Below are 18,725 nucleotides of genomic sequence, written 5' to 3' on the forward strand. Positions count from 1 at the left end.
TTCACGCATCATCAGCCATTCATGCCAAACGAACCGATGGTCTTGAACGTCAGGGAGAACATTACGGTCGAATTGCTCTGCTGACCACCAATTGTGGTGTATTGCTTGAGGTACATCACATCAATGCCGAAACAGTCATTCTGGTATCCCGCATCGCCACCGACGGACACGCTCTGCTGGCGTGCCAGGCTGCGGCGGATATACCCCGCAAGGTGCCAGTTGTCCCACGTTGTCGAAGCACCGAATGTCAGCTCGCTTATCGGCTTATAGTAGATCGACGGCGGCGTCGAGGTATAGGGATTATTTGCGTAATAATAATAAGGCGTCACCGGTTCATAGATATAGCCGCCATTAACGCGGAAATACTTGAACCCCGCACTTCCCAGCGCATCGGCGAAATCGACCCGGCCGGCATAGGGGTCAAGGCGCATTTTCCCATCAAAGTCAAAGAAGTGGTTGGGGACGACGCGTGCGCCCATCACCACATCGGACAGGTGATGGCTCAACCCGGAATAGGGGATGCGGTCATGTTCGACATGCTCCTGGAAGCTTTCACCCACCAGCACGTCAACCTGGTGGCCATCCCATGTCCAGTTCGAATGCAGCCCGACATTGGCGCGCAGCCCGCCATCCAGCCGGTCCGTCCCGGCATAACGGTTCAGCGCAAACAGTGTCTGGTCGGTGAATTCATAGGACAGGCTGTCTTCGTTGGGGATGAAGCGCGAGGAACTGTTGCCCGTGTTGGGGGCGGCAATGATCTGCGCAATCGGTTCAAGGATCTGCGACCCGCGGCCACGGTTGAAGCTGCGCAGGAAGGGCCAGTTGAGTTTCAGCGCCACGGTGGGCAGGACCTGGCCTGCGACCTGGCTGCGGGTGGTCTTGGCGTAATTTGGCTGCTCGTTAAGCTGTGTCGCGCGGTGGATGGCCGATTCGACATGCAGTGTCAGGTCCCATATCTGCCCCAGTGAATTGCGGAACGGCCTGTCCCAGTTCAGCGTAAGCTGCCCGCGCTGGTCCGATGTCCCGTTTTCACGATAGACATAGAAATCGGTCGTATCGAGGCTGAACCGCCCGCCAAGCGCATCGGGCTGCCCGAAATAGCTGTAGGTATAGCGCGGCAGCACCCATGGCAGGTCATGGTTGTGGATGATGCCCTGATTCAGGCCCTGATAGGCCTGCGCGTCGATGCGTGAATATGACCCCGTGCCGAACCCTTCGAGATAGATGTTCGAATTCAGCGTGTCCTGCCCGTATCCCGACACGCGGTAGTCACGCATGTAGTTGGCGGAGCTTGCGACATTGATATGCGCGCCAAGGCGCCATGTCTTGTTGAGGGAGAACCGGCCGGAGCCAAAGAAATACCCCTGGACGCCGTGGTTGTCTTTACTGTCAACCTCATTGCCGAAAGTATTGATATAATTGATGTCATGATGGGTATCGTATGCGATGCCCGCACGCAGGTTCATGCTGCCGAAATTGAATCGGTGGCGATATTGCGCGCTGAGCTGCGGTCCCGTCCGGGTGGAGAACAGCCCTTCGGCCACGAGGTCGGATTGCCCGTCAATCACCCAGTAATACGGGATGGTCACATACGTGCCAAGATAACGGTTATGCGGCGTGAAACCCGGGGTGAGGAAGCCGCTCTGGCGTCGCACGGACGGGTCGGTCATGGAAAAGGCAGGCAGGTAGAAGATCGGCACGCCAAAGAAATCGACGAAGGCGTCGCGGAATTCGATGCGCTTGTGCTGCAGGTCGTGCGATGCGTCATAGGCGCGGATCTGCCAGAAGGGCGCGCGTTCGGGGTGGCGGTCGCAGATCTCGCACGCGGTATAGACAACGCGTGTCAGGTCATTGACCTTGCCCCCCGTGCGGCGCACGCCATTCGCCGCCATGCGGGCGTTGTCGTCCATCTGCGCGTACATCTTGCTCATGATGCCGTCGCGCATGCCGTTGCTCAGCTCGGCATAGCTGGTGAACATCACCGTGCCGTCTGGTTCGACAAGGGCGACATTGCCCGAGGCGGAGGCCACGCCGGTATTGCGGTCGTACACCACCTTGTCCGCGCGCATGACCTGGTCATTCTGCCAGATCTGGACGTTTCCGCTCCAGATCGCGAGGCCGTTCTTGCTGTCATAGGCAACATGGTCGGCCTGGAATGTCACGGGGTCGCCGGTGGAGACGGTGCTTGACGATGCGGCGCCGTGTGGCTTTGCGGGGGCGGGGTTCGCCGCGTCAGGCTGTGATGCCGCCGCCTGTGAATGGACATGCCGCCCCCGCATGGATGCGGCCCCCTTGGACACCGTGGTCTGCACGGCGCGCGACGCATCGGGCGTCGTGTCCGGCGCACTGTCCGCACATGCCGGCCCGATCCCGCCGAGCAGCATGCCCCCCAGGACCATGCCCCCCAATATCGTTGCCGAAAGCAACGACATGCGCGATGGCCGTCGTGGCGTGGCAGGGCGCATGCGCGCGGTATCGCGGTGGCGCGGGGGAGGGGCAGGACGGACCATTAACCGTCCTCTAGATGAAGAAGCAGAGAAACTGCAAGACAAAGCCCGGCCCCGGTGGGGGCCCACGCCGCAAGCACCGGGGGCAGGGCACCGGATTCCCCGAACTGTGCGGCGATCTTGGAAATGGCAAACAGCGCGAAACCCGCCCCCACGCCCAGGCTGATCATGCGCACCACGCCGCCACGCCGGGCCGGACGCATGGAAAATCCTGCCGCCACCAGCGCCATTGTCCCGCACAGTACCGGCAGCGTCAGCAGGCTCTGGAAACGCAGGCGATGGCGGATGGAGGAAAAGCCCGAACGGTTAAGCAGCTTGATGAATCCCGGCAGCGCCCAGACCGACAACGTATTTGGCGACGCCAGGCTGTCCTGCACCCCCGCAAGCGTCAGGTCCGCGCGCAGGGTCATATGTCCCATGTCCACCGGGTTTTCATCAGGATGCAGCAGCCGCGCACCTTCGAGCACCCAGCGGCCGTTACCGAGATAGCCATGTCCCGCCTCGATCCGCGCCAGCATGTGGTCCTGTCCGTCAAGGCGGAAGATGCTGATGCCGGAAATGCGCATCACATTATCCCGCAGCCTGACGCGGCGGGCATGGATGATGGCGACACCATGATCCACCAGCCCACTGTCGGACTGGCGCATCCACAGGGCGCCCCCGCTCATGTTGATGGTCTTGACCGTGCTTTCACGCAGGTACTGCTGGTCCAGTATTTCCGCGCGGCGGTACATGGCGGAAGACAGGGGGCTGATGACCGTGGTGGACAGCGCCCCGATCAGCAGCGCGCAGCCGACCGGGCCGGCAAGGAACTGCCACGCGGAAATGCCCGCCGCGCGCGCCACCACCAGTTCGGATGACCGCGCCAGCCGCCAGAAACAGATGATCCCGCCCAGCAACACGCCAAAGGGCAGGATTTCCAGCATGGCGAAGGGGATGTGCAGGACCGCGATCTCGCTGACAAGGGAGGCGGGCACGTTGGGCCTGCTGGAGACGCGGCGCAGAAGGTCGATGAAATCGAACAGCGTAATCAGTCCCGTCAGGAACGCGATTACCGCCAGCACGGCATAGGTGAACTGGCGCGCGATATACAGCGAAAGGGTCAGGGCGAAGGTCATCGCGGCGGGATCGTCCCTGTATCGGCGCGGCGGATGCGGAATTCAGGCCAGAACAGCATGGCCATGCACACCATCCCCGGCAGGACGGCGGATACCCACATCAATGGCATAAGCGCCAGGTTACGGCTGGCGAGGTTCTGCACCAGCAGCGTCAGCGCCTGCACCGCCACTACCGCAAGGGTTGCGGCCACGGGGCGCACGATATTGCCATGGCGCGAAAACCCGCCGCCCAGCGCGCTGAGCAGGCCAATCATGGCAAAGGAGAATGCACATAATGGCGAGGTCAGGCGGCGCCATGCCTCGATGATCATCTTTTTTTCATCACGCGGCGAAAACTGCCGCAGGTTGGGATGCAGCAATGCCGTGATCGGCAGTTCGTTTGCATCGGGCTGCCGGGTCTGGGTGCCGTGTGGTGCCGACAGGTCGATGGTGTTACGCTCGAAACTCAGCATGTTCAGTCGCCCCGTCTTGCGGTCGATTTCCTGGCGCGAGCCATTGAACAGGACGACGCGGGGCTGGTCATTGGTGATGACGAAGCTGCCTTCCTCCGCCAGGATGGTGGCCTGGGCATCGGGCTGGCGGTCATCTTCCACCATGATGCCATGCAGCATCCCGCTGGGATCGCGTGCGCGGATATAGACGGTCATATTATCCGAAACCTGCGTGAACACCCCATCCTGTATCAGGAAGGCCGCCATCTTGTTGCGGATCTGGTATTCATACTGGCGAAAGCCATGGTACGCCGTCGGCACCACCCACAGATTGAGCGCATAACAGGCCAGCACGGACACCAGCGCGCATAACAGCGCCGGGCGCGCCATCATGAACGGTGACAGCCCCGCCGCCTGCATCACCGTCAGTTCCCGGTCCGATCCCAGCCGTTGATAGATGAACTGCACCACCACAAAGGTCGTGATCGGCAGGATGACCGCGACGAAAGACGGGATCAGCAGGCTTGTCAACTGCACGAACACCCGCAGCGACAGCCCCCGCCCGACCACCAGCGACACAAAATGCAACGACTGCGTCAACCAGATGAGCAGGGCAAGCGCCCCGGTCGTCGCGACAAGCGCCAGCAGCAGTTGCCGCAGGACATAGCGGTCCAGAATCGACAGGCGCGTGGAGAAGCATCGGGGGACGGGGCGGGCGACAGGCATGCTCCTGTCTAACCCTCATCGCGTTGCATAAAAAGATATGTTACCGCCCGGTCCTGAAACAGTCTGTATCCATCGGGCATCGCGCGGGGTCATCGCGGTGCGGCGGGGGGGAAGATTTTGCCGGGATTCATCAGGCCGTGCGGGTCCAGCGCCTCCTTGATGCGGCGCATGGTCGCCAGTTCCGCGCCACCACGCCATTCCGCCATCATATAGGGCTTGAGCTGTCCCACGCCATGTTCGGCGGAAAACGACCCGTCAAGGTCGCGCACGATGTCGGCCACTGCGTCCATGATGTCATGGCTGCGCGCCAGAAAGGCATCGGCGGGCATGTCCACGGGCTGCACCACGTTGAAATGGATGTTGCCATCGCCCAGATGGCCGAACGGGGCAGGACGGATACCAGGGATCAGGTCCATGCACGCCTGTGTCGCGCGCGCGATCAGTTCGGGCACGCGCGCCACGGGCACGGACACGTCGTTCTTGACGCTGGCGCCTGCGCGTTTCTGCGCCTCGGCATGTTCTTCGCGCAGTTTCCACAGGTTGGCGCGCTGTGTCTCGCTCTCGGCCATGACGGCGTCGGTCACGATGCCCTTTTCCATCGCATCCGCCAGCACACCTTCCATGAACGCACGCAGGTCCGTGCCGGGACGCGGGGTGGCAAGTTCGACAAGGACATAGGCCGGCGCGGGCTGTTCCAACGGCAGGCTGGCGCCCGCGATCAGTTCGTTCACCAGCGCCATGCCCGTGCCCGACATATATTCGAACGCCTGGATCAGCGCGGGGTCGAGCGCGCGGAACGCACTGAACAGCGCAAGCGCACCCTGTGCGTCCTCTACTGCGCACAGGGCGACTTCCACCTCCTTTGGCGCGGGCTGGAGCTGGATGATCGCGCGTGTGATGAAGCCGAGCGTCCCTTCGGAGCCGACGAAAAGCTGTCGCAGGGCGTATCCCGTATTATCCTTGCGCAGGCGGCGCAGGCCGTGGAACACCTCCCCATCGGGCAGGACCGCCTCCAGCCCCAGCAGCAGTTCGCGCGCATTGCCATAACGCACGGTATTGTTGCCGCCTGCATTCGTCGCAAGGATGCCGCCCATCTGCGCCGATCCTTCGGACGAGATCGACAGCGGCAGCATCATCCCCGCCTCCCGCGCGGCGTCCTGCGCGGCCTTCAGGGGGACGCCCGCCTCGACCTCCATGGTCATTTCATGGGGGTCGATGCCACGGATGCGGTTCATGCGCGACATGCAGATGACGATTTCACGCCCGCTGTCATCGGGGGTCGCGCCACCGACCATGCTGGTATTGCCGCCCTGTGGCACCATCGGCACGCCGTGCGCTGCACACAGGCGCACCACCGCAGACAGTTCATGCGTATCCGCCGGGCGCAGCACCGCGCAGGCGCGACCATGATACAGGTTGCGCCAGTCGGTGCAGAACGGGTCCATGTCGCGTGCCGCCGTCAGCACCCCCGTCGGCCCCAGAATCCGGCCAAGCTCTTCCAGCAGTCGCGCGGGGTCCGTGGGGGTGGGGGATACGGCGGTCATGATGGCAGGCCTCCTGAAAGCTGGTGCTGTTGGCTCAATGGCTGTGCGGTGGGGTGGGGGGCGCCCCCGTGCCGCGATGGGGTGGTATAGGGCGCGGCGATGTAAGGGGCGCTGGCCTGCGCGGGGGAACTGTCAAGTGCGTGGAACAGTTCCGTCATCGCGATCCCCGCCAGTGTCCCGATCGTCAGCGCCAGCATCAGGGTGGTGCGTCGCGGCGTGGCGCGTGTGTTCGTCGTGGCAAGGCGGGCCTGTATCTGTGCCAGCGTGGTCTGTGTTTCCGCGCGGGCCTGCTGCGTCAGGAGCAGTTCGCTGCGCAATTTCTCGTTCAGCTTGCGTGCGTTGCGCAGTTCGTCGTCCAGCGTGCGGATGCTGTCGGCCATTTCGGAAATACGGGCGTGTGAATCCTGGATTTCGCGCGCCGCCGCGGCACTTGTCCGACCGCTGCGCGCGGCGCGTGGCTTGGCCGCCGGGCGGGGGGGAGGGTTGGGGGCGATGGCCGCAAACAGGTTCTTCAGCGCACCGCCGGTCATCTGGTTCTTGCGCGCCCGTGTACGTATGGCCGCCAGCGCGTTTTCGGACTGGCCCGGATTGTCCTCCAGCACCAGTGCCAGAATATCCGACAGGATCTTCAGTTCCTTGGGGTCTAGGCTATCGCTCATGTCAGGTGTCGCCAGGGTCGGGTCATGCGGAACAACAACGGGTTATCGTGGGCGTGGGCAGGCGGCACGGGACAGGCGGTCGCCAATGGCGGCGCCAAGGCCATGCGTTGGCACAGGCTGGACCGCGATTGCGCGCAACCCGCGCCTGCGTCCTTCCATATCAAGAAACCGCAGCCCGGCGAAGAGGCGGGCTGCCGCTTCCTCCAGCTTTTCGCCCTGACTCAGGTTCCATGTCAGCGGACTGCCGGGTAATTCCGCGCCAAACGCCAGCAGGGCTTCGTCCGGGGCGACGGTCTGTGCATCAAGGCGGACCGGCAGTGTGGGGGCGTAATGTGACGACAGCCGCCCCGGCGCGACAGGGCGGGCATCGCTGGTGTCATGGGGTGTGGTGATGTCGGGACACACCTCACGCAGGGCCTCGATCGTGATGCCGCCAGGACGCAGCAGGACCGGATGCGCGCCCGTCAGGTCCACGATCGTGCTTTCGACCCCCACGGCACATGGCCCGGAATCGAGTATGGCGTCGATCTTCCCCTCCAGCCCGTCAAGGACATGTTCCGCGCGCGACGGGCTGACGCCGCCTGACGGGTTGGCCGACGGGGCCGCGACCGGCACCCCCGCCGCCGCAAGCAGCGCGCGCGCCGTATCGCTGTCGGGCACCCTGACCGCGACAGAGGGCAGGCCCGCCCCGGCAAGGTCGCTGATGGCGCACCCGGCCGCGCGGGGCAGCACCATCGTCAGCGGCCCCGGCCAGAAGCGGTGCGCAAGCCGGTGCGCCCGCCCGTCGGCCATGGCATGGACAAAGGCAGCCGCGGCATCGGGGAAATGACTGATGAGCGGATTGAACGTTGGGCGTTCCTTGGCGGCAAAGATACGCGCAACCGCCTCCGCATTGGTGGCGTCGGCCCCAAGGCCATAGACCGTTTCCGTCCCGAACGCGACCAGCCCGCCCGTGCGCAGGATGTCTGCCGCGCGTGTAATGCCCGCCCTGTCCGCCACCAGCCGCTGTGTCATTGCGCGCCGCGACAGATGAAGGGCGGGTTGCGCCACCGTGCCTTGCCATAGGCAAGCGGCGTGCCGTCGAATTCCGTGATGCTGCCGCCTGCGGCCTCCAGCACGGCCTGCGGGGCGGCGGTATCCCATTCCATCGTCGGGCCGAGGCGGGGATAAAGGTCGGCAATCCCTTCGGCCACGCGGATGAACTTTGCCGCCGATCCGATGTTGCGGATGCTGGCCACCGGCTGTTGCGCCAGCAATGCCTTCAGGCGCGGATCATCGGCGTAATGACGCGAGGCAAGGACGTCGAGCCCCGCCGCAGGCGGTGTGCGGGTATGGATCGCATGCTGCCCGTTTGCATCGCGTCGCCATGCGCCATGGCCGACCCGCCCGGCATAGACCTGATGATATGCCGGCAGTGCCACAGCACCCAGCACCGCCCGGTGATCGCGCACCAGCCCGATATTGACGGTAAAATCCTCCCGCCCTGCCGCGAATTCCCGTGTCCCATCCAGCGGGTCCACAAGCCAGTAGGTCCGGTCGGTTTCCACCTTGATCCCCGCCGCGGCCTCTTCCTCGGCAATGATGGGGATGGATGGGGCGGCGGCGCGCAATCCCGCGAGGATATGCGCCTCCGCCGCGTGGTCGGCCTCGGTCACGGGGGAGTCATCGGTCTTGGTGTGCGTCACAAACCCGCGTGCGCGGATATCACGGATAAGGGCTGCCGCCTCCGTCGCAAGGCGGACCGCAAGATCGAGCAGGGCCTGGTCGCCGGGGGCGTGCAAGGATGGTATGTTCATGCTGATGGCATTAGCTTACTCATGCCGCGCCGTCATGCGTTTATGCGATGCGATATGTAATCACCCGCCCCGGCGGGGCATGTCCGCCATGCGCGCCATGGTGACGCGGGGGTGGTGCTTTTCCCGACGTATCAGGGGCCTGCGCGCACCCCGCGCGTGATTTCATGTCACGCGTTTCCTTGTTTTCTCAAGCGGAGCGACTGCTTCATGCTCGATACCGGTTTTTCTGATTCCCGCCTCCCGCACGAGGGCGTGCTGGCGATTCTGGCGCCTTCGGACGGTGCGCCTTCCGCGCTGTATACACAGGTGGATGCGGCCACGGGCGGTGCGCTGTCGCGCGCGGCCAGAGCTGCGGATTTTTCCTTTGCGGCCAAGGCGTCGTGCGTCGTCCTTGCCCCTGGTGCGGGGCTGGAACGTGTTGTGCTTGTCGGCCTTGGCCCGCGTGAGGGAATTGACGCGCGCGTGGCGGAACAGGCGGGCGGAAGCGTCGTCTCCGCGCTGGGCAAGGTGACGGCGCGTGCCGCGGTCGTGCTTGACACCCTGCCGGGCGACCTTGCCGCGCATGTCGCGCTTGGGGCTGTGCTTGGGGCCTACCGCTTTGATTCCTATCGCACCATCTGGCGCGAGGGCGAGGCGTGGAAGCTGGAGGGGCTGGAGTTCCTCAGCATCGACGCCCCTGGCGCCACGGCGGCATGGGTGGGGCTGTCGGCGGTTGCACGTGGCGTGCTGCTGTGTCGTGATCTGGTCAATGAACCGGCGAACATGCTGCGTCCCGACACGTTCGAGGCCCGTATCACGAAGCTGCGTGACCTTGGGGTGGAGGTCGAGGTGCTTGACCGCGAGGCCATGCACGCACTGGGCTTTGGCGCGCTGCTTGGCGTCGGGCAGGGCAGTTCCGTGCCGCCACGCACCGTCATCATGCGCTGGAATGGCGGGACGGAAGACGAGGCCCCGGTGGCGTTCATCGGCAAGGGCGTTACCTTCGATTCGGGTGGGATTTCCATCAAGCCCGCCGCCGGCATGGAGGAAATGAAGACCGACATGGGTGGGGCTGCCGCCGTGGTTGGCACGATTGCGGCACTGGCCGGGCGCAAGGCGCGCGTCAATGCCGTGGGTGTCGTGGGGCTGGTGGAAAACATGCTGTCGGGCGATGCGCAGCGGCCGGGCGACGTGGTGCGCACCGCGTCGGGCCAGACGATCGAGGTACTCAATACCGATGCCGAAGGCCGTCTGGTACTGGCCGATGTGCTGTGGTATGCGCAGGACCGTTTCAAGCCGCGCTTCATGGTTGATCTTGCCACCCTGACGGGGGCGATCGTCGTCAGCCTTGGTACCGAACGCGCGGGCCTGTTCTCCAACGACGATGCGCTGGCGCAGCAGTTGGCCACGACCGGCGAAGGCGTGGGCGACAGGCTGTGGCGCATGCCGATGTGCGCGTCCTATCTTGAACTGCTACGTTCGGACATCGCGGATCTCAAGAACATCGGCGGTCGCGCCGGAGGGTCGATCACGGCGGCGAAATTCCTTGAATGTTTCGTCAACAAGGTGCCGTGGGCACATCTGGACATCGCGGGCACCGCGTTCGCAAACAAGGCATCGGCCTGCGTGCCCAAGGGGGCGACGGGCTTTGGCGTACGGCTGCTTGATGCGCTTGTGCGCGAACATTACGAAGGCTGAATGGCTGTTTGCACAGACGGGACCGGTAACATGCTGGGATCATAAAATTTTTAATGAAGGGTGTTGAACAGTCTTCGGGTGGCGTTGCCTTTGCCACGTCTTGAAGGATAAGGCAGCGTCACCAAATTTGTGATTTTTATCAATCGTCTGTGTTTAAAAATGATGGGGGGAGGGATCGCTCCTCCCCCTCGATGCGTACCGACGTAACAGGGGGCCGCCTGCGGGGGCGTGTTTCACAAAGCCCGCAAGGCCCCGAAAGTTTGCAAAGCCTGGACATCCCGGGACGAAATGTTGCCCCGGCTTGAACAGGGCGACGTCCCGCGCGTATCACCGGCATGGTAGCAGACAGCCCTTGGGGCATGGCTGCTACCCGTTATGGGCAGGATTGCGGAAGGAACTTCATGGCGGAGGTCGGTTTTTATCACCTGACGCGTTCCACGCTGGAGCAGGCGCTGCCTGCCCTGCTCGGGCGGACGCTGGATGCCGGTCGCCGCGCGGTCGTGCGTTGTGGCGATGATGCGCGGGTCAAATGGCTTGATGACGCCCTGTGGCGTGCCACCGACCCGTTATGGCTGCCGCATGGCACCCGTGCGCTGGGACATGAAAGCTGGCAGCCAATCTGGCTGACGGCGGGGGAGGACGTGCCCAATGGCGCGACCTTCGCATTCCTGATTGATGGTGTGTCCTGCACGCAGCCGGGTCTTTTTGAACGGGTGTTCGACCTGTTCGACGGCCATGATGAAAATGCCGTTGCGGCGGCGCGGCAGCGGTGGAAAGCCTGCCGGGAGGCAGGGCATACCCTGACATACTGGCAACAGCAGGCAAAGGGATGGACGCGTCGGTAAACCGGTGTCGGGTCGGGATGGTTCCCCCCGCGGGGCCATGACGGTCATGGCCCGCAGGCGGCACAGGGCATATCACGGGCAATGAATGAAAGGCCGCGCAGCATGAAGAACGTTACATTCCCCAATGGCATGACTGTCCCCGCGCTGGGTATGGGGACATGGAACCTTGGGGATGACAACGCGCGTCGCGATGCGGAAATACGCAGTATCCGCATGGGGCTTGATGGTGGCCTGCGGGTTGTTGACACGGCGGAGATGTATGGTTCCGGCCGGTCCGAACGCCTTGTGGGTGCGGCGATCGCCGGGCGGCGCGATGATGTATACCTTGTTGACAAGGTCCTTCCCTCCAACGCTTCACGCGCGGGGGTGCGCAAGGCGTGTGCGGCCTCGCTGAAGCTGCTGGGCACGGATCATCTGGACCTCTACCTCCTGCACTGGCGGGGGTCGATCCCGCTGGAGGAAACGGTGGCGGGGTTTGAGGATCTGAAGCGTGCTGGGATGATCCGGGCATGGGGCGTGTCCAATTTCGATGTCGATGACATGCGTGAACTTGCCCGCATCCACACGCCTGACCCGTGCTGCGCCAATCAGGTGCTCTACAGCCTTGATTACCGTGGGGTGGAATATGACCTGCTGGGCGATGACCGGGCGGCGGGGATTGTGACGATGGCCTATTCCCCGCTGGGACAGGGCGGCGAACTGCTGGATGCGGCGGTATTGCGTCGGGTGGCGGCACGGCATGAAACCTCGCTTGGCCCGGCGACGCCTGCGCAGGTCGCACTTGCATGGGTGCTGCGCCAGCCCGGCGTGCTGGCGATTCCAAAGGCGGGGTCGCCCGTCCATCAGCGTGAAAACATGGCGGCGGCCGAACTGGAGTTGACGAAAGCCGATCTGGCGGAGATTGATGGTGCAATCCCGCCGCCGCGTCGCAAGGAATCCCTTGCCATGATCTGACCGCGCGACCATGCCCGTCGTGGTGGGGACGCCATAATGACCATGCCGGGCAGGAGCAGGCCGGATTATCACTCTCATCCTCCTTGTCGTTCTTGGCATCATGCTTGCCTGCGGGCTGGTATCGCGGGCATGGGCCATGACGCGTCCTGCCTGCGTGCCGGTGTTGCGTGCGGGGTGGGGCATCGTGATGGTGGCGACGCTGGTGGCCCTGCTGCCCCTGCTGCCCGAACCGCTGGCGCGTATCGCGGCGGGGGGCGGTGCATCGCGTCTGATTATGCTGTTCCATCCCGATCCGCTGGCGCTTTCGGCATTGTTGCTGGTGGCGCTTGTGGGCCTGTATTCAGGGCTGGCGGGGGCGTTGGCATGTAGTGCCGCCGCATTTGCCGTGGCGGGCGGCCCGGTCGTGTCGGCAATGGCCGGGGCATGCGTCATTGTCGCATTGCGCGACGGGGCCGCGCGGCATGGGCGGGGAACAGGCGGTGTACTGGGTATGGCGTTGCTGTCGATGCTGCTGTCCACCGGTGGCGGCATCGCTCCTGCCATCCCCCCTGTCATTGATCCGGTCGCATTTGCAACGGCAGGGCAGGCGGGATTGTCGCGCGGGCTTGTGCTGCCGGTTGCGGTGCTGATGGCGACATGGCCCCTGCTGCACCTGTCATGGCGGCCCGGTGGCGGGCGTCGGCACCTGTCCGCGTTGCGCATGGCCGATGTCGCGGGCTTTGTCGTGGGGTGTCACCTGTGGCTGCGTCTGCTGGCCTGCTATCCCGATATTCCTGTCCTGTCTGAACGCTGGGGATATGCGTTGCTGGCGCTTGCGGCGGGACTGTTCCTTGCGGCGTCGCTGCGTGCGCTGGTGGCGCGCGATATGCGCCGTGTGTTGTCTGGCCTGTTCGGGGGCACGGCGGCGCTGCCGGTCATGGTCACGGGGCTGGGGCTGGTCGCGCGGGCCAATGATCTGCCGGACATGCTTGGCGGCGTGGTGGCGTGCCTGATGCTGCTGATGGCGGCGGGCTGTATTGTGTGGGTCGCGCTGTTGCGTCTTGTCGATGCGATGGAGGCGGAGGCCGGGTGGCTCGTGCTGATGCATCTGGGGGGGCTGGCGACGCTGATGCCCCGCCTGTCGGTTCTGCTGTCGGTCGGGTTGCTGGCGGTGGGGGGGCTGCCGCCGCTGATCGGGTTTTCGATTGCATGGATGTTGCTGCGGCTGTTCGGTGGGTTGCCGCACGGGGGCAGCCTTGCGCATGAAATCCCCATCGCCTGCGTCATGATCGTCATGGGGGTGGCATGGGGGGTGCGGCTGCTTGCGCTGGTACGGCTGGTGGGGGTTGCGTTGTGTGGGCGGCCGCGTACGCCCCGCGGTGCCGGGGCGTGTGATCCTGCATGGCCGATCCTTGGGCGATGTGTGGTGGGGGTGGTGATGGCCTGCGTGGTCTCGGTGCTGCCGGGGGCGTGGCTTGTCGTGGCGCATGCAGGCATGGCGCAGGTGGCGCGGCAGGCGAACGGGCTGGTGGGCATGGATGCTGCTGCGTTGTTTGCCGTGCCATCGCCCGATGGCGTGTCGGTACTGGTTCCGGTCCATGGCCTTGTGCTGTTGCTGGTCGTGGGGGGGATGGTTGGCATTGTGTGGCGGATGCGTGGTGTGTCGGCCACGCGGCAGGTGGCGACATGGGAACAGGGGGCGCCGCCTGTCCCGCCATGGATGCCCTTTGGCGATCCATTGACGCAGGTGGGGGCAGGGGTGTTCGTGCGCCTGTTGCAGGACATGGCGGGATGGCCCGATGGCGCGGCCATATGGCTGCGGCGTGCATTGCGGGCGTGGCGTGCCTGTGGGCGGTATCTTGTGCTGCCATTGCGGCGTGTTCCCAACGCACCGGACCGACTTGTGTCGCTGGCGCTGCCGGTCGGGGTCGCGATTGCCATGATACTCCTGTGCTGGCTGTCATGAGGGGGCTGGTCATGGGGGACGGTGGGTGATGGGGGCGCTTGCTGCCGGGATGCAGGGGCTTTTGCTGTCGGGGATGCATCTAGTGCTGATGATGGTGATGGCGCCGGTCTGCGCGCGTGTCATCGCATGGTGCCGACAGGGGCTGGCTGGTGGTGGCGGGCCGGTCGCGCCACTGTTGCGATGGCGCATGATTGCGCGGATCTGGGGGCGTTCTGGCATGCGCGCGGCGTCGGGTGCTGGGGTTACGGCGCTTGCGCCATGGGTGGCGTTATCAATGGTGCTGGCGGCGGTACTGCTGGTGCCGTCCTTTTCGCTGGGCATGATGGGGGAGGACGGGTCGGACCTGCTGATGGTGTCCGGGCTTTTGTTCGCGGCGACGGCCCTGTTGCATGTCGTTGGCCTCGCCTCCGGTCAGGGGCGGGAGGGACGGATGGCGGCGATGCTGCTGGTCGGGATGATGCTTCTTGTGCCCGCGCTGGTGATGGCGGTGGCGGTGCCGTGGATGGCGACGCCGGGTACGACCATCGCCGGGCTTGTGCGGTTCATGCGCATGACACAGGACAGTGCGGGCATACGCGGGCCGCTGGCGCTGGCGGGGGGGGCGTTCATCCTTGTGGGCGTGGACCGGGTCGCGGCAGGTGGTGGGCGGGCTTTCAACGTGATGATGGACAACCTTGCGGGGCCGGATCGTGCCGTCATGCTGTTTGCACGTGATCTGGTGACGCTGGCATGGATCACGCTGGGTGGGGACCTGTTATGGCCCGATGCCATCGTCATTCCCGATACGACGGGCAGTCCGCGCCTGTTCGTGGGGATGATGGCCGCTATTGCATTGTGGGGCGTACGCACGCTGGGCCTGTGTGGCGTGGTTGCATGCCTGCGTACCTTTGTCATGGCATCGGGACAGGTGGCGCGCCTGCGGGCGGGGCTGGCGCTGTTGTGCGGATGCCTGGCCATCGTGCTGCTGTTTGCCGGTCGGGAATTCGGGTGATGCTGGTAGTACTCCTGGGAATGGTGGTGTTTGTTTCGCTGTTCGGTCCCGATGCGGGCGGGGTGATGCTGGTCTGGCAGGGGGGGCTGGCGGCGTCGTGCCTGCTGATGGTCGCGTGGGAAGGGGGGGCGGTGCAGACCTGCCTGCCCGCGGCGGCTGGTGCGGTGGTGCTGGGTGGCCTTGTTGCATGGAACCTGCGCGCGCGCGTCCATCCGGTGCGGCGTGGCCATGCCCTTGTGCTGCGTCTTGGGGGGGGGCTGCTGATGGTGACGCTGCTGTCCATCGCGGTGCCCCCTGATGCACTGGATGTAGAGGGACGCCTGGAGGTCGTGGCGGGGCTGTCGGCCATTTTGTGCGGGTTGCTTGCCGCGGCGGTGGAGCGTGATCGCGCGCGCCAGTGCGCGGCGCTGGCCTGCGCGCTGGAGGGATGGCTGCTGCTGTCGGGTATTGCGGGGCGCATGCTGCCGGTGATTGTGGGATGCATCATGCAGGCCACCATGGTGTTCATGATCCGCAGGACCATGCCGCGTGATCCCGCCACCGGGGATGGCGACTGGTGATGGGCGGGCTTTCGCCATGGATGTGTATGGCCGTGTGCTGGCCCTACCTGTCGGCGCTGGCGCTTGTGGTGCCGTCGCGTGGGGGGGAACGTACGCGCGCGGCGGTGCTGTCGGTCGTGGGGCTGGCCTGCGCACTCATGTGGTGGTGGGCGTGCGCGCTGTCCGTACACGACGCGCTGCTGTTGTGCCCGCCGGTCCTGCTGTGTCTTGTCACCATGGTGCATATGGGGAGGATGGCGGCATGGGGGCGTGACGGCCGTATTGATGCGATCATGGCGCAGTGTGTGTCAGGCAATGCCATGGCGGCGATTGCGGCGGATGATGTGGATGTCACGATCGCGTTGCTGGCGTTGACGTTGCTGATGCGTGTCGTGCCCGTGGTCCTGCGCCATGGGCAGGCGCGTGAGGGATGGCGTTTTTTCCACGCGGGGGCAGCGGGCGTGATTGTGGCGCAGGCCGGGGCGCTGGTACTGTCTCCGCTGGGTAACGGGCCGCTTGACGGGTTGGGGATGGTGCTGCTGGCCGCGGGGTTGCTGGGGGCGTGCGGGCTGATCGGGATGTCGTTGCCGGTCGGGCGGGACGGGGGATTGTGCATCATGCCGGTGGTCCCGGTGCTGTACCTGTTGTCGGGGCCGGTCGTATCACTTGATGCGCAACAAGCGGCGGTGACGCTGCGTGCGATGATGATTGGTATGGGCGGGGTGATGGTCTGGTTCGCCGCGCTGATGGTATGGCACGATCGGGGATGGATATGGCAGGCGCGCATGCCGGTCGATGACCTGTCCGCGCGCATGCCGATGCACGGGGGCCGTCGGCAATGGGGGCATATGATGGCGGGTTGGATCGGGCTGGCGGTCATGGGCGTGGGGGCCGGTGGGCCGGTGGGCACGATGGCGACCCTCCTTGCGATGATGGCCGTGTGCCTGTGCGCGCCCCTGCGGTCGTGGGGCGCGCCATGGCCTGCCGTGTTGGGGTATGTCCGTCGCGGCCTGCCCCCCACCTTGCCGTTCGTGGCCATGATGATGACGGTGATGGCGGTTGCGCATGTTTCGATATGGGCGATGGTGGCGCTGTTGCCCGCCTTGTGGCTGTTGCTGGTGGGATGCCAGGCGGAACGGGGGGATGTGACGGGCGCGCGACAGCAACAACAGGTGCCGGATACGATGACGGGCGTTCTTGCACGTAATGCCAGCGCGCTTGCCCTGCTGGCGTTGCTGGTGGGGGGACTGGTGGTCGTGCTGTATCCTGTGGGGCTGTGATGATGGCGCATGCGGCGGCCAGGGACGCGCTGTCGGTGCTGTTGGCGCGGTGGGAGGACGAAGGGGGCTTCATTACGGAGGGGGCCCCATGGCGGTTGTCCCTGCCAGAAGATGCATGGCGTGATCTTCTGGCCTGCCTTGTGATGGACCCGTCGCCGTTTGTGGGCATGTGGTGTGACGGGCATGCGGCCTTTGCCATGCTGGCCCCGCAACGTGGGGAAGTGCGTGTTTTTTCAACCCCGGTGGGGATGCAGCGTTACTGGGGCCTGTCATGTGCCTGCCCGGTGGCGAGTGTGTATGAACGCATGATCCACGATCTGTGGGGGGTGGAGGCGCTGGATGCGCATGACCTGCGACCATGGCTGGACCATGGGGCATGGGGTGTGACATGGCCCCTGTCCGGACGCGGTGTATCGATACAGGGCAGTGCCGTGGCCGAGTTCCGCGAGGTTGCCGAGGTCATGCGGGCGGGGGGCACGATCTGTGAATATGGGCCTGCGGATGGGGGTTTTCATGCACCGGCCTATCTGCGGCTTGCGCTTCCCGGCGCGCGTGTTGTCGATGCGCAGTGGTGGATGGGATATGCCCACCGGGGTGTTGTGGCGCGCATGCAGGGGGGCGACCCGGCGCGGGCGCTGCGGCTGGCCGCGCGGATTGATGGTGCGGCTGCGGTCGCCCATCAGGCCGCGTTGGCGCGTGCCATGGAACATGCCATGCGACAGGAGGTCGGCTGCCACGTTGCCGCCGGGCGCGCGATGTTGTGTGAACTGGAACGCGTGGCGACGGTGCTGTTCGATATCGGTGGTGTGGCGCAGGCAGCAGGGGATACACGGCTGGCGCGGGAATGTGCGCAGGCCCGCGAACATGTCATGGCGCTGTGTGGCGCGGCGTTCGGGCGACGGGTGCTGATGGATGTCGTGGCATTCGGGGGGGAAGGAGTGTCCGTCACGGCCTTTGCCGCAGGGGTGGGGGAACTGTGCGACTGGGTGCGTGTGAGGCATGCGCGGCTGGAGGCCTTATATCGCCATCCGCGCGGGTTGGGGGGGCTGGTGCGCGGGTTGGGCGTTCTGCCCCCGGATATGGCGCGGGAACTGGGTGTGACGGGCGTGATTGCCCGTGCCTCCGGGCGGGAAGGCGACCTGCGTGCGCTTACCCCCGGATATCACGATGGCTGGCTGCCTGCGGGCGTGGAACTGTCGGGGGATGTGGATGCGCGCATGCGTGTCCGCCTTGGTGTGGTGGGCGGGTGCGTGCGTATCCTTGGCGAACTTGGTGCCGTCCTGTCCGGTGCGCAGCCTGCGGCGGGGCATGGCGCGCGCGCTTTTGTCGGTGATGGAGAAGGGGTGGGGTATTCCGAAGGGCCGCGCGGGGCAATCCGTTATTGGGTCAGGATGCAGGACGGCCATGTGGCGGCGATTGGGATATGTGAGTCCACGCCCGCCCATATGCTGGCATCGGAAATTGCGATGCGTGATGCCCATGAGACGGACATGCCCGTCATTATGCGTTCCTTTGGCCTGTCACCGGCCGGTGCTGATCTGTAACATGGGATATGTCGCACGCAGTATGTTTATAAATAACAAAAGCGTTCAGCCACCATCTGTTCCAAAACCGAGGGATGAATTGCGGAGTATTCCCGAAAAAAGCGTCCCCCTATAGATCGAATGGTTTTACTCAACCTGTCTTTCCGGCAGGCAGGTCAGCGATGGAGAG

At 64.9% G+C, this 18,725-nt stretch carries 16 protein-coding genes; 8 read left to right on the forward strand and 8 right to left on the reverse strand.

Annotated elements, in window-relative coordinates; all coding sequences use genetic code 11:
• Positions 1 to 11: 11 nt before the first annotated feature.
• From IFJ82_RS05465 to IFJ82_RS15885, 8 genes are all read right to left on the reverse strand, one after another.
• Positions 12 to 2,510, reverse strand: a complete 2,499-nt coding sequence (locus tag IFJ82_RS05465; RefSeq protein WP_408887806.1) for an LPS-assembly protein LptD — start codon at positions 2,508 to 2,510, stop codon at positions 12 to 14.
• The gene (gene lptG / locus IFJ82_RS05470; RefSeq protein ID WP_003620979.1) at positions 2,510 to 3,625 is read right to left on the reverse strand and encodes an LPS export ABC transporter permease LptG; all 1,116 of its coding nucleotides are present in this window, start codon (positions 3,623 to 3,625) and stop codon (positions 2,510 to 2,512) included. The genes IFJ82_RS05465 and lptG overlap by 1 nt, the downstream gene beginning before the upstream one ends.
• A complete protein-coding gene (gene lptF, locus IFJ82_RS05475; RefSeq protein WP_062809123.1) occupies positions 3,622 to 4,782 on the reverse strand; it encodes an LPS export ABC transporter permease LptF in 1,161 nt (386 codons plus the stop codon). The genes lptG and lptF overlap by 4 nt, the downstream gene beginning before the upstream one ends.
• A gap of 89 nt (positions 4,783 to 4,871) precedes the next feature.
• Complete coding sequence (locus IFJ82_RS05480; RefSeq protein ID WP_192265841.1) at positions 4,872 to 6,326, reverse strand: FAD-binding oxidoreductase; 1,455 nt, start codon at positions 6,324 to 6,326, stop codon at positions 4,872 to 4,874.
• A complete protein-coding gene (locus IFJ82_RS05485) occupies positions 6,323 to 6,985 on the reverse strand; it encodes a hypothetical protein (RefSeq protein ID WP_064305438.1) in 663 nt (220 codons plus the stop codon). The genes IFJ82_RS05480 and IFJ82_RS05485 overlap by 4 nt, the downstream gene beginning before the upstream one ends.
• A 42-nt stretch (positions 6,986 to 7,027) precedes the next feature.
• Complete coding sequence (locus tag IFJ82_RS05490; protein WP_192266352.1) at positions 7,028 to 7,999, reverse strand: L-threonylcarbamoyladenylate synthase; 972 nt, start codon at positions 7,997 to 7,999, stop codon at positions 7,028 to 7,030.
• Positions 7,996 to 8,781 (reverse strand): 3'(2'),5'-bisphosphate nucleotidase CysQ, encoded by a 786-nt coding sequence (gene cysQ, locus IFJ82_RS05495; protein WP_192265843.1) that lies wholly within the window; start codon positions 8,779 to 8,781, stop codon positions 7,996 to 7,998. The genes IFJ82_RS05490 and cysQ overlap by 4 nt, the downstream gene beginning before the upstream one ends.
• A 40-nt stretch (positions 8,782 to 8,821) precedes the next feature.
• Positions 8,822 to 8,947 carry a hypothetical protein gene (locus IFJ82_RS15885; protein ID WP_003620969.1) on the reverse strand — a complete coding sequence of 42 codons (126 nt, stop codon included), beginning with the start codon at positions 8,945 to 8,947 and terminating at the stop codon, positions 8,822 to 8,824.
• Positions 8,948 to 8,988: 41 nt separating this feature from the next.
• Here IFJ82_RS15885 and IFJ82_RS05500 point away from each other — a divergent pair, with 41 nt between their 5' ends.
• The 8 genes from IFJ82_RS05500 to IFJ82_RS05535 all read left to right on the forward strand — a co-directional run bounded on the left by IFJ82_RS05500 (position 8,989) and on the right by IFJ82_RS05535 (position 18,556).
• Positions 8,989 to 10,458 carry a leucyl aminopeptidase gene (locus tag IFJ82_RS05500; RefSeq protein ID WP_192265844.1) on the forward strand — a complete coding sequence of 490 codons (1,470 nt, stop codon included), beginning with the start codon at positions 8,989 to 8,991 and terminating at the stop codon, positions 10,456 to 10,458.
• A gap of 401 nt (positions 10,459 to 10,859) precedes the next feature.
• Positions 10,860 to 11,303 carry a DNA polymerase III subunit chi gene (locus IFJ82_RS05505; RefSeq protein WP_075596072.1) on the forward strand — a complete coding sequence of 148 codons (444 nt, stop codon included), beginning with the start codon at positions 10,860 to 10,862 and terminating at the stop codon, positions 11,301 to 11,303.
• Positions 11,304 to 11,405: 102 nt separating this feature from the next.
• On the forward strand, positions 11,406 to 12,257 hold the full coding sequence (locus tag IFJ82_RS05510; protein ID WP_040512471.1) for an aldo/keto reductase: 852 nt from the start codon (positions 11,406 to 11,408) through the stop codon (positions 12,255 to 12,257).
• Positions 12,258 to 12,393: 136 nt separating this feature from the next.
• Positions 12,394 to 14,202 carry a proton-conducting transporter transmembrane domain-containing protein gene (locus tag IFJ82_RS05515; protein WP_192265846.1) on the forward strand — a complete coding sequence of 603 codons (1,809 nt, stop codon included), beginning with the start codon at positions 12,394 to 12,396 and terminating at the stop codon, positions 14,200 to 14,202.
• A gap of 28 nt (positions 14,203 to 14,230) precedes the next feature.
• A complete protein-coding gene (locus tag IFJ82_RS05520; RefSeq protein WP_192265848.1) occupies positions 14,231 to 15,193 on the forward strand; it encodes a hypothetical protein in 963 nt (320 codons plus the stop codon).
• Positions 15,193 to 15,753 (forward strand): hypothetical protein, encoded by a 561-nt coding sequence (locus tag IFJ82_RS05525; protein ID WP_192265850.1) that lies wholly within the window; start codon positions 15,193 to 15,195, stop codon positions 15,751 to 15,753. The genes IFJ82_RS05520 and IFJ82_RS05525 overlap by 1 nt, the downstream gene beginning before the upstream one ends.
• Positions 15,753 to 17,012, forward strand: a complete 1,260-nt coding sequence (locus tag IFJ82_RS05530; protein ID WP_192265852.1) for a hypothetical protein — start codon at positions 15,753 to 15,755, stop codon at positions 17,010 to 17,012. Before IFJ82_RS05525 ends, IFJ82_RS05530 begins: the two co-directional genes overlap by 1 nt.
• Positions 17,012 to 18,556, forward strand: a complete 1,545-nt coding sequence (locus IFJ82_RS05535; protein WP_192265853.1) for an NADH-quinone oxidoreductase subunit D-related protein — start codon at positions 17,012 to 17,014, stop codon at positions 18,554 to 18,556. The genes IFJ82_RS05530 and IFJ82_RS05535 overlap by 1 nt, the downstream gene beginning before the upstream one ends.
• The last annotated feature ends 169 nt before the right edge of the window (positions 18,557 to 18,725 follow it).

This window comes from Novacetimonas hansenii (assembly GCF_014843995.1).
GTDB lineage: Bacteria > Pseudomonadota > Alphaproteobacteria > Acetobacterales > Acetobacteraceae > Novacetimonas > Novacetimonas hansenii.